This is a genomic window from Lentzea sp. NPDC005914, assembly GCF_040629405.1.
GTDB lineage: Bacteria > Actinomycetota > Actinomycetes > Mycobacteriales > Pseudonocardiaceae > Lentzea.
In genome coordinates this window covers 82,370-97,120 of record NZ_JBEXVQ010000002.1, presented here as the reverse complement: position 1 = coordinate 97,120, position 14,751 = coordinate 82,370, and the positions used below count along the sequence as shown (strand labels likewise).

11 protein-coding genes are annotated in these 14,751 nt (G+C 68.0%); 4 read left to right on the top strand and 7 right to left on the bottom strand.

Annotated elements, in window-relative coordinates; all coding sequences use genetic code 11:
- The first annotated feature begins 206 nt into the window (after window positions 1-206).
- Window positions 207-929, top strand: a complete 723-nt coding sequence (locus ABZ345_RS03220; RefSeq protein WP_359842424.1) for a thermonuclease family protein — start codon at window positions 207-209, stop codon at window positions 927-929.
- Window positions 930-986: 57 nt separating this feature from the next.
- Here ABZ345_RS03220 and ABZ345_RS03215 read toward each other — a convergent pair whose 3' ends face one another.
- The 3 genes from ABZ345_RS03215 to ABZ345_RS03205 form a co-directional block, all read right to left on the bottom strand.
- The gene (locus ABZ345_RS03215) at window positions 987-1,313 is read right to left on the bottom strand and encodes a hypothetical protein (protein ID WP_359842422.1); all 327 of its coding nucleotides are present in this window, start codon (window positions 1,311-1,313) and stop codon (window positions 987-989) included.
- 65 nt (window positions 1,314-1,378) lie between these two features.
- Window positions 1,379-2,299: a MerR family transcriptional regulator gene (locus tag ABZ345_RS03210; RefSeq protein WP_359842420.1), complete on the bottom strand. Its 921-nt coding sequence runs from the start codon at window positions 2,297-2,299 to the stop codon at window positions 1,379-1,381.
- 44 nt (window positions 2,300-2,343) lie between these two features.
- Complete coding sequence (locus tag ABZ345_RS03205; RefSeq protein ID WP_359842418.1) at window positions 2,344-3,849, bottom strand: carboxylesterase family protein; 1,506 nt, start codon at window positions 3,847-3,849, stop codon at window positions 2,344-2,346.
- Window positions 3,850-4,129: 280 nt separating this feature from the next.
- Here ABZ345_RS03205 and ABZ345_RS03200 point away from each other — a divergent pair, with 280 nt between their 5' ends.
- On the top strand, window positions 4,130-4,747 hold the full coding sequence (locus ABZ345_RS03200) for a hypothetical protein (RefSeq protein ID WP_359842416.1): 618 nt from the start codon (window positions 4,130-4,132) through the stop codon (window positions 4,745-4,747).
- Window positions 4,748-4,810: 63 nt separating this feature from the next.
- Here the strand turns inward: ABZ345_RS03200 and ABZ345_RS03195 are convergent, their stop codons facing one another.
- From ABZ345_RS03195 to pdhA, 3 genes are read right to left on the bottom strand one after another with little or no spacing between them, the layout of a single operon-like run.
- The gene (locus tag ABZ345_RS03195; RefSeq protein ID WP_359842415.1) at window positions 4,811-6,187 is read right to left on the bottom strand and encodes a dihydrolipoamide acetyltransferase family protein; all 1,377 of its coding nucleotides are present in this window, start codon (window positions 6,185-6,187) and stop codon (window positions 4,811-4,813) included.
- A 14-nt stretch (window positions 6,188-6,201) separates the two neighbouring features.
- Window positions 6,202-7,227, bottom strand: a complete 1,026-nt coding sequence (locus tag ABZ345_RS03190) for an alpha-ketoacid dehydrogenase subunit beta (protein ID WP_359842413.1) — start codon at window positions 7,225-7,227, stop codon at window positions 6,202-6,204.
- Complete coding sequence (gene pdhA / locus ABZ345_RS03185; protein WP_359842411.1) at window positions 7,227-8,423, bottom strand: pyruvate dehydrogenase (acetyl-transferring) E1 component subunit alpha; 1,197 nt, start codon at window positions 8,421-8,423, stop codon at window positions 7,227-7,229. Before pdhA ends, ABZ345_RS03190 begins: the two co-directional genes overlap by 1 nt.
- Before the next feature lie 370 nt (window positions 8,424-8,793).
- Between pdhA and ABZ345_RS03180 the strand changes: the two genes are divergently transcribed.
- Window positions 8,794-10,197: a M20/M25/M40 family metallo-hydrolase gene (locus ABZ345_RS03180; RefSeq protein WP_359842409.1), complete on the top strand. Its 1,404-nt coding sequence runs from the start codon at window positions 8,794-8,796 to the stop codon at window positions 10,195-10,197.
- On the opposite strand, the gene ABZ345_RS03175 is transcribed toward ABZ345_RS03180, so the two are convergent.
- On the bottom strand, window positions 10,148-11,908 hold the full coding sequence (locus tag ABZ345_RS03175; RefSeq protein ID WP_359842407.1) for a hypothetical protein: 1,761 nt from the start codon (window positions 11,906-11,908) through the stop codon (window positions 10,148-10,150). The two genes, ABZ345_RS03180 and ABZ345_RS03175, sit on opposite strands and share 50 nt — an antisense overlap.
- A gap of 136 nt (window positions 11,909-12,044) precedes the next feature.
- Between ABZ345_RS03175 and ABZ345_RS03170 the strand changes: the two genes are divergently transcribed.
- On the top strand, window positions 12,045-14,738 hold the full coding sequence (locus ABZ345_RS03170; protein WP_359842405.1) for a glucosidase: 2,694 nt from the start codon (window positions 12,045-12,047) through the stop codon (window positions 14,736-14,738).
- Window positions 14,739-14,751 lie beyond the last annotated feature (13 nt).

The window sequence follows — 14,751 nt, the reverse complement described above, 5'->3', positions numbered from 1 at the left end:
TCCAGCGCAAGATCTTCACCATCTTCGAGGGGACTTCGGAGATTCAGCGACTTGTGGTGTCCCGGATGATCTCGGGCATGCAGATCAAGTGACGACGACGGCCGGCCGCCGGTGCCCCCGGCAGCCGCGCCTGACCGTGACAGAGGAGTAACGCAGCGTCCCGCTACGCCGATCAGACCAGTGGATCGGCGTTAGGGGGAATCGAGATGCTCCCGTATGTGTACCTCATGGCTGCCGCGGTTCTGGCCGGTGCCACGGGCAGTGCCTACGTCGTGACGGTCGTGGGCCGCCAGGAGCCGGCTTCGGCGAGTGTTGTGCGCGTGGTCGACGGCGAGACGGTCGAGGTGCGCGAGGGTGATCGCGTCACGGCGATGCGGCTCGTGAACGTTGACGCGCCTGCTGCGGACGAGTGTTTGTACGACGAGTCCCGGAAGCGGTTGAGCGAGCTTCTGCCGCAGGGGACGAACGTCAGCGTTACCAGAGAAGGGCTGTTGGTCGCGCTGTCCACAAAGGATGGTCTGGTCAACACCGCGCTCATCGCCGACGGGCTGGCCGTGCCGACGGTCAACGGGACGCGGTTCCTCGAGCAGGTGAAGGCGGCGGACAACGTGGCCGCCGAGAACCACCGAGGGCTGCATTCGCCCGAGGTGCCGTGCACGTTGCCCGGGCAGGTGAAGGCGATCACCGAGGCGGCGGCTGTCGTTGAGGCGCAACCGCTCAAGGCCAGCAAGACCGAGCTGACGGTGGCGGCGGACACGGCCAGGACCGCGATCGGACTGGTGGATCAGCTGGCCAGGCCCGGTGGGTTGACGTGGGACGCGGTGGCGCCGGTGGACCAGACGGTGTTGCTGGCGAAGGTCACCAAGGCGGTGCCGACGTTGTACCGCAAGGAGGCCGAGCTGCGGAACGTCGTGAAAGGTCTTGGGTAGTGGACCTGTCCTCCCGAGCCATGGAGCTCTTGCCGGTGCAGCAGGTCGCGGTGGCGATCAGGCTGGCAGCGGCAGGATCGTCGCCACGCGCTTGAGCTCGCGGCGGTGCACGGCCAGCAGCACCACGTCCTCGGCGCGGCGGAAGCGCAGCACCACGAAGTTCGGGTGTGGCGGGTCCTGGTCGATGATCATCTCGACGCGGCCCTCGGCGGGGCTGAAGACGATTCGCTCGGCCCAGACGATCTTCGTGGGGCCGAAGAACAGCTCGCCCTCCTGCCATTCGCCGTCCAGGAAGACGTCGCCGTCGCCGCGCGAATGGTCTTCTCCTCCGGGCGCGAACGCCTCCGCGACGACTCCCCCGAGCAGCTCGAACAGAACAGACATGACGATCCCCCTTCGTTGCTACGAGAACGAGCTGGGCGCCCAGCTGGTTCCCGCAGGTAGGAGGTCTAGCCGAACGGCTGGCCCGCGGCGCGCAGCCAGGCGCGCTCACGGGAGTGGTCCGGCATGGCCGGCCATCCGTTGATCTTCGCGATCAGCACCCAGTACCGCTCGGCACGCGGGTCCGCGAAGTCGGAGAACGTGCGCAGCCGCTCGACGACGCGGTCGTCGTTCGGCACGCCCAGCGCCTGCGCCCAGTTGGCGTTCACGCGGTCGACGACCTCGCGAGCAGCTGCCGACTCCGGCTCGATGCCGGCCTCGAGAGCCTCACGAGCCTGGGCGATCGCGAAGTTGAACGCCTCCATCTGGTTGTCCGCCGGCGGGCTCATGTCCGCGCCGCCGCGGCGCATTTCCTCGTGCTGCTGGGACATCCGCTTGATCGACGAGCGGAAGTCCGGGTCCTGCACGAGTTTCGCGAGCTCGACCCACGCTTCCAGCTGCTCGGTCGACGGGTCGTCCGGCAGTTCGATCCGCACCGATCGCATGTGCTGCTCGAACTGCGGATCCAGCTCGTACGGCCCGAACACCTCCTCGAAGAAGTCGTCGAGGATGCGCTGGCGCTCCTCATCCGACATCCGTGCCAACTCGTTCATCAGTTCCATCTCCCCTCCCTTGGCGACCGCGCGCAGGACGGCACGGCGGAGCCGCAGCGTCCTCATCTGCGCGTCGATCGCGTCTGCATGGGCCCGCGCCACGTCGGTCACCGTCACCTCACGGGCGAGAATCCGCCCGGCGGTCGGCAGGTCGACACCCAGATCCCGCAGGGTGCGGACGAGCTTGAGCTTCGCGACCGCCTCACCGTCATACGTCCGGTAGCCGCCGACCGTTCTCGCCGTGGGCGGGATGAGCCCCTGGTCGGAGTAGAACCGGATCGTTCGGACGGTGAGGCCGGTCATCTTCGCCAGCTCGCCGATCTGGTAGCGCGTCACGGGGACAACTCTGAACCCTCCAGTGACTGGAGAGTCAAACCCGATTAACCGATCGAGTGCCAGAACGAGCAGTTGTGCCTGGTCAGGCCGTTGATCTGACCGGCAGGCTCCAGCGAGTACTCCTGGACGTTGCCGGAGCGGTACGGCGCCCAGCGCGGGGTGCCGGTGCGGGCGAACGTCGTCCAGTCGCGGATCATCGTCGCCGCGAGCTGCTGCTGGGCCGGGTTGAGGTCGAACGTCGGGATGTCGAAGAAGTACGAGAGCTCGAACGAGTGCGCGGCACCGGCGGGGAAACTCTCCGAGAAGTAGCCCGCGAACCACCCCGTCGGCGCGGTGCGGTCGGCGAACTCGTAGCCGTACGTCGGCGTGTAGCGGGAGAGCAGCCGATCATCGGCGAGCTGGTTGCACGCCCACACGCCGTCGGTCAGCACAGCGCCGTACGCCAGCCGCGCGTTCCCGTACGCGCTCACCGGGTACTCGGCAGCGATCTTGGCGGCCTTCTCCGCACCGAACGACTTCTCCAGCAAACCGTTGTAGTCGAACGGTTCCGGCACGGTCGCGGACGTCAGCCTGCCCTCGTCACGGGTGTTGCCCCAGATCACCGGCACCCGGTTGAACCGGCCGGACTTCAGCGCGTCGACGGGGTTGACCGGCAGCACGCTGTTGCCGGTCACCACCGGGGTCGCGCCGCGGTCGATGGCCGTGAAAGCCTTGGGAGGCAACGAACGCAGGCACGCGACGTCCGAGCAGCCGAGCTGAGCCGAGATGGCCACTGCGTCGGCCGCGGCCGCTTCCTTGGTGATCCACGGGGCGCCGGCCGGCTTGTCGTGGATCACGCCGTTGGCACCCCACGTGATGGAGCAGCCGCCGCTCTGCGCGATGGCCTTCTGAAAAAGCCCGCGCGACCGTGGCGACGTCACGTGCGCACACACGTCGAACGCTCCACCGGACTCACCGAAAACCGTGACGTTGCGCGGATCCCCACCGAACGCGGATGCGTTGCGCTGCACCCACTTCAGCGCCGCCTGCTGGTCCTCGATGCCGTACGCGCCCGAGTCCGGCAGGTCCGGGTGCCCGAAGAAACCGAAGAAACCGAGCCGGAAGTTGAACGTCACGACCACGACGTCGCCCTGCACGGCCATGCGGTTCGTGCCGAACCCGGCACCGGACAGATAGCTGTTGCCGCCGCCGTGGAGGTAGACCATGACCGGCTTGCGCCCGCGCCGCGAAGGCGTGGTGACGTTGAGGTACAGGCAGTCCTCGGTGGCGCTCTCCGCACCGGCGCCGTTCGACTGGGCACAGGCCGGCCCGGGCTTGGTGGCGTCACGGGGCGTCGTCCACGGCGTGACCGGCTGCGGCGAACGCCACCTCAGCTCGCCCACCGGCGGCGCCGCGTAGGGAATCCCCTGGTACTGCTGGTGATCGACGAGAACGGTGCCGCGCACCGGGCCGGAGTCGGTCCGCACCAGGTCTGAGTCGGAGGCCTGCGCCACCCCGATCGGGCTCGCCAGCAGGGCCGCGGTGATCAACAAAGACAGTCGCTTGCGCACGATGTGTGTCCCCTCAGAAGAAGCGTTGACACACATGCGTCGAACGAAGGGCCCGCGGACAGACATCCGCCGGGCCCTCACATACCGGACTTTCACCGCAGGTCGGCACCAGTTGGTCCGAATAACCTAGTGACGGAACCGGCCGACCTGTGAAAACGTAGATCGCGTCGGATCACCGGGGGGCGATCATCGAAGCAACGACCTTCATCGAAGGTCCTGTTCGCTGTGCGCCGACCACTTCTTGATTCTGGGGGAATCAATGCGTTCTGTTTCGCATGCCATGAGGACTGTCATCAGCGGCGCCGGTCTCGCCGCCGTGCTGTTCGGTGCGCTGGTCGCACCGGCGAGCGCCGCACCGTCCCAGCCGAACGTCGACCTTAGCGGAGCCGTGGCGACGCCCGGCAAGGCCGTGACGGACCTGCCGTCTCCGAAGAGCCTGAACGCGGAGGGCCCGAACGTGTGCTTCCGCGGCCACGTCCAGGACATCGGCTGGCAGCAGTGGAACTGCGACACCGATCCCGACGGCGCGGCCGACGCGGGCACGACCGGCCAGAACCTCCGGCTCGAGGCGATCCAGATCATCGCCCGCGAGACGGGTGGCCTGACCTGCGCGCAGGCGCACGTCCAGGACATCGGCTGGCAGGGTGGCGAGGGCGAGGGGCAGCAGTGCGTGGAGGACGGCTCGGTCATCGAGATCGGCACGGTCGGCCGGGGCCTGCGCATCGAGGCGATCTTCTTCGGCAGCACCGTTCTGCGCACGTGCAGTGAGGCCCACGTGCAGGAAATCGGCTGGATGGGCCAGAACTGCCAGGCGGCCGGCTTCGGCGCCATCGTCGGCACCACGGGCAAGGGCCTGCGCCTGGAGGCCGTGAGGTCCACGGTTCGGCAGAAGCCGTAAGACGAAACAGGTCGTGGGTGCTTTCCGTTGCCAGAGCGGCGGAAAGCACCCACGACCGTTTTTTCAGTACGTCATCGCGATGCCCGGCTCGGCCAGCAGAGCGCCGACGTCCGCGAGGAACTGCGAGCCCTGCTGACCGTCGACCACGCGGTGGTCGAACGAGAGCGCGAGCTGGCAGATCTTGCGGATCTTGATCTCGCCGTCGACCACCCACGGCATGTCGCGGATCGCGCCCAGCGCGAGGATCGCGGACTCGCCGGGGTTGAGGATCGGCGTGCCGGTGTCGACGCCGAAGACGCCGACGTTGGTGATCGTGATGGTGCCGTTCATCATGTCGGCCGGTGACGTCTTGCCGTCACGGGCGACCGTCGCGAGCTCGTCCAACGCGACCGCGAGCTCCTTGAGGGACATGCGGTCGGCGTCGCGGACCTTCGGCACCACCAGGCCGCGCGGCGTGGCGGCCGCGATGCCCAGGTGGACGTAGTCCTTGTAGACGATCTCGTTCGCCGCGGCGTCCCACGTCGCGTTGACGTCCGGCGTGCGGCGCGCCGCGAGGATGACGGCCTTGGCGCAGAACGCCAGCGGGGTCAGCTTCACGCCCTGGAACTCGCGAGCGTTCTTGAGCTTCGCGCGCAGCTCCATCATCGGCGTCACGTCGACCGTCAGGAACTCGGTGACGTGCGGCGCGGTGAACGCGCTGTCGACCATGGCCTGCGCCGTCGCCTTGCGGACGCCCTTGATCGGCACCCGGCGCTCGCGCGAGCCGTTGTCCACAAAGGACTGCACAGGAGCGGCGGTCGGAGCGGAGACAGCGGTTTCGACGTCCTCGCGCGTGATCACGCCGTCAGGGCCGGAGCCCGTGAGCGCGTACAGGTCGACGCCGAGGTCCTTGGCCAGCTTGCGGACCGGCGGCTTGGCCAGCGGCACGTAACCACCGGGAGCCACCGGAGCCTGAACAACAGGCGCCGCAACGGGAGCAGGAGCCGGCGCAGGAACCGGCGGGGCGACGACAGCGGCCGGAGCCGCCGCCGGGGCGTCCTTGCGCGCGCGACGCTTGGCCGCACCGGACTTCGGGCCGTAGCCGACGAGCGTCGCGATGCGCCCGCCCGGCATCTCCTCGCCGATCTTGCCGGACGAGGTGCCGTTCGCCTCTGCCGCAACGGGAGCAGGCGCGACGGGTGCGGCGGCGCCACCGGGGTCGGTGTCGATCGTGATGATCGGGACGCCGACCTCGACGGTCTGGCCGGGCTCCGCGAGCAGCTCGGTCACGACGCCGGCCCACGGGCACGGCAGCTCGACGGCCGCCTTGGCCGTCTCGATCTCGACGATGATCTGGTTGACCGTGACGGTGTCACCCGGCTTCACGTGCCAGGTGAGGATCTCGGCCTCGGTCAGCCCCTCTGCCGTGTCGGGCAAGGGGAATTGCTTGTACTGCGGCATTTCCGGTTGTCCCCTTACCAGGCGAGAGAGCGGTCGACGGCGTGCAGCACCCGGTCGAGGTCGGGGAGGAACTCCTCCTCGAGCTTCGAGGGCGGGTACGGGGTGTCGAAACCGGTCACCCGCAGCACCGGTGCCTGCAACGAGTAGAAGCACTCCTGCTGGACCTTGGCTGCAATCTCGCTGGCGATCGAGGACTCCGACGGCGCCTCGGACACGACGACCAGCCGGCCGGTGCGGCGCACCGACTCGAACACGGGCGCGAGGTCCAGCGGCGACAACGTGCGCAGGTCGATGACCTCGAGCGACGTGCCGTCCTCAGCGGCCGCGTTCGCAGCGTCGATGGAGGTGCGCACCATCGGGCCGTACGCGACCAACGTGGCGTCCGTGCCCTGACGCAGCACCCGCGACTCGAAGAGCTTGCCGGGCTGGGCCGTGGTGTCGACCTCGCCCTTCTCGTAGTAGCGGCGCTTGGGCTCGAAGAACAGCACCGGGTCGTCGCAGTCGATCGCCTGCTGGATCATCCAGTACGCGTCGGCCGGGTTCGAGCACGAGACGACCTTGAGGCCGGCGGTGTGCGCGAAGTACGACTCGGGCGACTCCGAGTGGTGCTCGACGGCACCGATGCCGCCACCGAACGGCACGCGGATCACGATGGGCATCTTGATCTTGCCCTGCGTGCGGTAGTGCAGCTTCGCGACCTGCGACACGATCTGGTCGAAGCCGGGGAAGATGAAGCCGTCGAACTGGATCTCGCACACCGGGCGGTAGCCGCGGATCGCGAGGCCGACGGCGGTGCCGATGATGCCGGACTCCGCGAGCGGCGTGTCGAGCACGCGCTGCTCACCGAAGTCCTTCTGCAGGCCGTCGGTGATGCGGAAGACGCCACCGAGCTTGCCGATGTCCTCGCCCATCATGATGACCTTGGGGTTGGCCTCCATGGCCGCCCGCAGACCCATGTTGAGCGCCTTCGAGATCGTGAGTGTCTGCACCGGGGTCGCCGGAGTCTCCGCGGTCGAACGATTCATCGTCGGAGCAGCCATCAGTGCTCACCTCCAGCAAAACCCGAGACGTAGTCGAGGAACTCATCGCGCTGCGCGTCGAGGTTGGGGTTCCCCTCCGCGTAGACGTTGCTGAAGATCCGTTCCGCGGGCGGGTCGGGCATGTTCGTGCAGAACTCCCGCAGCTCCTCGCCCAGCTTGTCGGCGTCCGCCTCGACGCCCTCGAAGAACTCGTGGTCGGCCCACTGCTGGCGGACCAGGTAGACCTTGACCCGCTCGATCGGGTCCTTGAGCTTCCACATCTCCAGCTCGTCCGACAGCCGGTAGCGCGTCGGGTCGTCGGAGGTGGTGTGCGCGTCCATCCGGTACGTGAACGCCTCGATCAGGATCGGGCCGTTGCCGTGGCGGCACTCGTCCAGAGCCCACTTCGTGACGGCCAGCGTGGCGAGCACGTCGTTGCCGTCGACCCGGATGCCGGGGAAGCCGTAGCCGCGGGCGCGCTGGTACAGCGGCAGACGCGACTGGCGCTCGGTGGGCTCGGAGATCGCCCACTGGTTGTTCTGGCAGAAGAAGACCAGCGGCGCGTCGTAGACCGCGGCCCACACGAAGCCCTCGTGCACGTCGCCCTGAGAGGTAGCGCCGTCGCCGAAGAAGCACATGGTGGCTTCTCCCTCGTCGTCGCCGACCTTGCCGTCGAACTTCTGGCCCATCGCGTACCCGGCCGCGTTGAGGACCTGGTTGCCGATGACGATCGTGTAGGGGTGGAACCGCTTCTCCATCGGGTCCCACGTGCCCTGGTCGGTGCCGCGGAAGATGCCGAGCAGCTCCGTCGGGTTGATCCCGCGGGTCCACGCGATGCCGTGCTCGCGGTAGCTCGGGAAGGCCATGTCGGTCTCGCGCATCGCGCGGCCGGCGCCGATCTGGGCCGCCTCCTGGCCGAGCAGCGGCACCCAGATGCCGAGCTGGCCCTTGCGCTGCAACGCGTTGGCCTCGCGGTCGACCCGCCGGATCAGGACCATGTCGCGGTACAGGCCGCGCAGCTCCTCCGGCGTGATGTCGATGTCGAAGTCCGGGTGCGTCACTCGCTCACCCTCGGGGGTGAGGAGCTGCACCAGGTCGGCGCCGCCCTCGTCTGTTGCTCGCAAGCCTGCGATCACCTGTTCCGCTGTCGGTTTTGCGGCAGTGGCGGCCGGCGCTGCGTCCGGCTCAGGGTGCGTCCATTGCTCAGGGGACGACATGCGCCTTCTCCTCTGTCTTCTCCGACCGCCTGATCGCTCGTGACGACCTCGTGCGGCGACGTCGGCGGTCGCCGCCAACCCTGTGGGGCCGGAGGCAGCCGTCGACGGTGACGGTGGCTTACGACCACATCCTGACACGGCCTCACCCGTGTTGGTGAGACCCGTCCCACTTCGTAACACACGAGCCAACGTTCTGATCAGCGACAACAGTCGGAGGTTCGACCTTTTGTCCTCCGACTAGGCCGTTCGATTACCGGACGTCGTTGTCCCGGTTACCGATCGTTAACTTAGTCAGGGGCCTCCACGGACAAGGTTGTGGACGCGGGCAGAGGCGGAGTCGTGACAGGATCGAGAGGTGGACCGTTCAGTTGTGACCAGCACCGTCCGGACGCTTTGGGACCGCGAGATCGTCCCGAGCCTGTCTCAGCTCGTCGCCGTGCCGGCGATCTCTCCCGCGTTCGACCCCGCCTGGGAAGAGCACGGCGAACTGGCCGCCGCGATCGCACACGTGCGCTCGTGGATCGAGTCCCGTTCGCTGCCGGACGTGGTCCTGGAGGTCGTCCAACTGGCGGGACGCACGCCGCTTCTGGTGGTCGACGTGCCCGCGTTCGGTAACGCGGGCGACGACACGGTGTTGCTTTACGGACACCTGGACAAGCAGCCCCCGGTGGGTGGCTGGGGTGAAGGGCTCGGTCCGTGGACCCCCGTGCTGCGTGACGGACGTCTCTACGGCCGTGGCGCGGCGGATGACGGTTACTCCGGTTATGCCGCAATCGCCGCTCTCGAAGCCGTACGGGCAGCCGGCGGCTCGCACTCGCGGTGCGTGGTGCTTCTGGAGACCGGCGAGGAGTCGGGTTCGCCCGACCTGCCCGCGTACCTGTCGCATTTGTCGGACCGCCTGGGTCAGGTGTCGCTGGTCGTCTGCCTCGACTCCGGCGGCTCGGACTACGAGCGCATGTGGCTGACCACGTCGCTGCGCGGCTTGGTGCAGGTCACCATGACCGTGCGGGTACTGGAGGGCGGCCTGCACTCGGGCATGGCGTCCGGCCTGGTGCCGTCGTCGTTCCGCATCGCCCGAGTGCTGCTGGACCGCCTAGAGGACTCCATGACCGGCGAGATCCTGGTCCCGGAGATGCACGTCGACATCCCGACCCACCGCATGACAGAACTGCGCGAGGCCGTGGAAGCCGCACCGAACGCGCAGTGGGGCCCCGTACCGCGCGTCGGCGACCTGCAGCCCATGTCGTCCGACGAGGTGGAGCAGGCCATCGGCACCGGCTGGCGCCCGACGCTCTCGGTCACGGGCGCCGACGGCCTGCCGCTGCCGGACGACGCGGGCAACGTGCTGCGCCCCTTCACCTCCCTGGTGCTCTCGTTCCGCCTGCCCCCGACGGCGTCCTCGGCCGCCGCTCTGGAGGCTGTGCGCGAGCGGCTGACGGCCGACGTGCCCTACAACGCGACCGTGGAGCTCTCGCGCGTCGAGGCCGCGGACGGCTGGAACGCGCCGGAGCTGGCGCCGTGGCTGACGGCTGTGCTCGACGACGCGGGCAAGGAGGTCTTCGGATCGCCTTGGCGGACCGTGTCGCTCGGGGGCTCGATTCCGTTCATGGGGCTGCTGCACGAGGCTTACCCGGAGGCGCAGTTCGTGGTGACCGGGGCGGTCGGGCCGGACTCCAACTGCCACGTGCCTGACGAGTGGCTGCACCTGGCCCATGCGACTCGGGTTACCGAGGCGATTGCTCTGGTGCTCGACGCGCACTCCAGGCAGAGCTGAACTTCTCGAGCAGTTCGAGGCCTGTGACGGGGTTGCTCCCCACGTAGCGGCGTGCTTTCGCGAGCTCGTCGATCTCGCGGGTGGTCGCCTCGTTCAGGTCGCTCGCGAAGACTTGGCGCACTACCTCGAGGAAGCGGATCCGCGCTGCCGCGAGATCACGCAGCTCGTACACGGCTTTCGATTCGCCCTCGTAGAGGCCCTGGAGATCGGTTCGCCGTTCCATCAGGGCCCGCAGCAACTCGGTGACGCCTTCACGGTCGTCCAAGGCGACCAAGGCATCGCCGGTCGTCTCGCACACGCGGTCGAGTTCGTCGGCGGCGAGTTTGCGCGCGACTTCGCACAGAGCTGTGTTCTCCGGCTGCCTGAGCACGTCACGCGCCACGCGGATCAACTGCCGGGCGAGACCTCCCGAGAACACGTGGGCAAGAGCGGCGAACTGCTCCGGCAACCCGATCACGAGCCGTCCGAGCAGCTTCCTGGCGAGGTCGAAGTCGAGGTACTCGACCCGGACGATCTCGTCGAAGGAGCTGTCGAACACGCTGCGCAGCCCCAGCCCGGACAGCTCGAAGTCGTGCTGGGCCTCGGTGGACACCGACACGAGGTAGAAGCAACCAGGAACGTCGAAGATCGCCTTCAGCTCGTTGAGGAACCGCCGGGCGGACTCTCCCGTGCCGATCCGGTCGATCTCGTCGATCGCGATCACCACGCGGCTCGGGGCGAACGACTCCGCCGCACGGCGGATGAACTCGCGAAAGTCGTTGACGACCTCCGGGTAGGTCGGCGCTCGACCGACCAGGCTGAGGCCTTGCTTCGCGCCGTACTCGGCGCCCTTGAAGCCGAACTTGCCGCTGTGCTCGAGGCTGTGCGTCCGGACGTAGGTGATCTTCTCGAGCCCAGCTTTGGCAGTCTTGACCAGTGGACCTTTCCTGGCGATCACCATCCGGCAGCACTCGGCGTAGAGGTGGAGCAGGAACTCCCTGGGCACGTACTCGACCGGAGCCGCGGCGAACACCGTGAGATCCGCGGGTTGATCAGCCGTCGCGTAGCTGCCCGCGCAGAACGCGCGGAGCAGGTTCGTCTTGCCACACCCTCGCGGACCGGCGAGCGCGAAGCTGCCACCGCTGACCGAGTTCACCAGCCCCGCCAGCCGCTCGCCGGCGAGTGTCCGCTGATGAGTGGCCAGCGGCCTGCCGCCGAACAGCCCTCGCGAATCGGTGGACGACAGCTCCGTGGCGCGGATCGTCTCCAAGCTGTTGATCTCAGCTCGGAAGAGCGGCAGGACGCCTTGCGTGATGAGGGCCTGCTCCCACGCGATCCTCGCCTCATGCGGACGCACGGTGAACGTGACGTGCCAGCCAGGGCGCAGCACTAGGGACGCGATCGTCCCCAACACCGCCAGCACGGCCCCCACCAGGTACTTCCACCATCCGAATGGCAGGTACAACGAGGCGAAGAGGCTGACCCATCCCAGCACCAGAACCGCGGCCGCACCAGCGATCCGGAGTCTTCTCTCCCGGCGAGACCACGGCGGGCTCAGCTCCTGGGCGAGCCGCTGCTCGCGCCGAGCCGCGGCCAGCACTTCGGGCCGCGCGACACGGGCGGCGTTGCGCAGAGCTTCCTCGGTCAGGGACCCGGCCTTGATCGGCTTCTGGACCTCGGGCAACTGGAGCCCGGTGTCGACCGCCCGCTCGAAGACCTCGTCCTCGGTCATCCACGAATGGTGCGCTCGTTCGACCACGACCGAAATGCCCCGATCAGGTCACGCTCCACCCCGCTTTTAGTGAGGAAAGACTCAGACAAGACGTGGGCCCGACCGGCCGTCTGACCTGGTGTCCCACACTGGGCGGATGGGCGAACAAGCGGAACGGGCGCGTCTCGCGGAGTCGGAGACACCGACTTCGCCGTGGCGCCTGTGGGGGCCGTACCTCTCGGGTCGCCAGTGGGGCACCGTGCGCGAGGACTACTCGCCTGGGGGCGATGCGTGGGCCTCGTTTCCGTTCGACCACGCCCGTGCTCGCGCGTACCGGTGGGGTGAGGACGGCATCGCGGGGATTTGCGATGTGCACGGCTTTCTCAACTTCGCCGTCGCCCTGTGGAACGGCAAGGATCCGATCCTCAAGGAGCGGTACTTCGGGCTCGCCAACGAAGAGGGCAACCACGGCGAGGACGTCAAGGAGCACTGGTGGGTTACCGATGGGACGCCTACGCATTCGTGGATGCAGGTGGTCTACCGGTATCCGCAGAAGGAGTTCCCGTACGGGCTGCTCCGGGAGATGGCGCGCAACGCCGGCAGGGAGAACCGCGAGCCTGAACTGTCCGACACCGGGGTGCTGAACGAGAACCGGTTCTTCGACGTCCAGGTGACGTACGCGAAGGCCGACACGGACGACATCTGCGTCGAGATCAAGGCGACCAACCACGGGCCCGAGGACGCGCCGCTGCATCTGTTGCCGCAGCTGTGGTTCCGCAACACGTGGGCGTGGGGGCGGGACCAGCGGCCGTGCCAGCTGGTGGCGAGCACGACCACCGGGCGGAAGGTCACGGCTGACCACGGGAATCTCGGCCGGTACACGCTGCATCTGGACGACTCGCCGTCGATGCTCATGACGGACAACGAGAGCAACGAGATGTCGCTCTTCGGGGCCGAGCGGAACCCGAGTCCCTGGACGAAGGACGGCATCTGCAACTACGTGGTGCACGGGAGCACGTCCACGTGTCAGGTGGTCGGGCCGGACGACGCGGGGGCGGCGGGCACGAAGTTCGCGGCCTGGTACTCGTTCGACCCCGTGGAGCCGGGCGAGACGGTGACGGTCCGGCTGCGGCTGATCGGTGGCGATGGGCATCTGGACCCGTTCGGGCCCAGCTTCGAAGAGACCATGGCAGCAAGAAAACGCGAGGCCGACGAGTTTCACGACGACATCGCGCCGCACACGACCGCGGAGGAGAAGCACGTGCTGCGGCGCGCGCTCGCCGGGTTGATGTGGACGAAGCAGCACTACCGGTTCCGGACTCGCGACTGGCTGGACGGTGACCCGACCAAGCCGGAAGCACCGTCGAGCAGACGCACTCCCGAGGCGCGCAACGTGCACTGGCGGCACCTCGACGTCGCCGACGTGATCTCCATGCCGGACGAGTGGGAGTACCCGTGGTTCGCGGCGTGGGATCTCGCGTTCCACACGATTCCGTTCACGCTGGTGGATCCGGCGTTCGCGAAGGAGCAGCTGCTGCTGTTCTGCCGTGAGTGGATGATGCACCCGAACGGCCAGATTCCCGCCTACGAGTGGGAGTTCGGCGACGTCAACCCGCCGGTGCACGCGTGGGCGGCGCTGCAGGTGTACCGGGCGGACGGCAAGAAGGACCGGCAGTTCCTCGCGAAGATCTTCCACAAGCTACTGCTCAACTTCTCGTGGTGGGTGAACCGCAAGGACGCCGACGGCAGCTACTTGTTCGAGGGCGGGTTCCTCGGCATGGACAACATCGGGCCGGTCAACAGGTCCGAGCCGATGCTGGGCGAGTGGCGGCTCGAGCAGTCCGACGCCACGTCGTGGATGGCCGCCTACAGCCTGCACCTCATGCAGATCGCGCTGGAGCTGGCGCGCGACGACGAGTCCTATGAGGACGTTGCCACGAAGTTCGTCGAGCACTTCCTGTCGATCGCGGAGGCGTTCACGCACTTCGGGTCGCACGGCGGCGGGATCTGGCACGACGAGGACGGCTTCTGCTACGACCGGGTCTCCCGGCGCCGTCCGGACGGCAACGTCGAGTCCGAGCCGGTGCGCGTGCGGTCGATGGTCGGGCTGATCCCGCTCCTGGCGAGCGCCGTCCTCGAACCGTGGGTGCTCAGCGAACTGCACGGGTTCACGAGCCGACTGGAACACCTGCTGAAAAGACGCCCTGAGCTGCGGCAGTTCATCACGTTCCACTACGAGCGCGGCGCGTTCGTGTCGTTGCTGGACGAGCACAAGCTGCGGCGCGTGCTGCACCGGATGCTCGACGAGCAGGAGTTCCTGTCGCCGCACGGGATCCGCAGCCTCAGTGCCGCCCACCGCGAGGGCCTCGAGGTCAACGTCGCCGGCCAGGAGCACCGGATGGGCTACGAGCCCGGCGAGTCGAACACGCCGATGTTCGGCGGCAACTCGAACTGGCGTGGCCCCGTCTGGCTGCCCACCAACGCGCTGCTCGTCGAGGCGCTGCGGACGGTCTGCGCGTTCCACGACGGCGCGTTCCAGATCGAGATGCCGACGAACTCCGGTCGTCACCTCACCGCAGGCCAGGTCGCGGACGAGCTGAGCGACCGCCTCGTCGGCCTCTTCCTGCCCGACCACGACGGGCGCCGGCCGTCCGACGGCAAGCGCATCGAGGCCTCCGAGTCACCTCTTTGGCGCAGGCACGTCACGTTCAGCGAGTACTTCGACGGCGACACGGGCGAGGGCCTCGGCGCGACCCACCAGACGGGGTGGACGGCGCTGGTCGCGGGCTTGATTCACGGCCAACGCCAACCGGAGATGAGATCTGTCGACGAATCAGTGCGAAACGAATGAACCGCCGCCGCCG

Bases quoted from the DNA above. Each gene is read 5' to 3' on its own strand.
- pdhA (WP_359842411.1), bottom strand. From the start codon at position 8,423: ATGTCGTCCCCTGAGCAATGGACGCACCCTGAGCCGGACGCAGCGCCG.
- ABZ345_RS03170 (WP_359842405.1), top strand. From the start codon at position 12,045: ATGGGCGAACAAGCGGAACGGGCGCGTCTCGCGGAGTCGGAGACACCG.
- ABZ345_RS03195 (WP_359842415.1), bottom strand. From the start codon at position 6,187: ATGCCGCAGTACAAGCAATTCCCCTTGCCCGACACGGCAGAGGGGCTG.
- ABZ345_RS03200 (WP_359842416.1), top strand. From the start codon at position 4,130: ATGAGGACTGTCATCAGCGGCGCCGGTCTCGCCGCCGTGCTGTTCGGT.
- ABZ345_RS03190 (WP_359842413.1), bottom strand. From the start codon at position 7,227: ATGGCTGCTCCGACGATGAATCGTTCGACCGCGGAGACTCCGGCGACC.
- ABZ345_RS03215 (WP_359842422.1), bottom strand. From the start codon at position 1,313: ATGTCTGTTCTGTTCGAGCTGCTCGGGGGAGTCGTCGCGGAGGCGTTC.
- ABZ345_RS03220 (WP_359842424.1), top strand. From the start codon at position 207: ATGCTCCCGTATGTGTACCTCATGGCTGCCGCGGTTCTGGCCGGTGCC.
- ABZ345_RS03175 (WP_359842407.1), bottom strand. From the start codon at position 11,908: ATGACCGAGGACGAGGTCTTCGAGCGGGCGGTCGACACCGGGCTCCAG.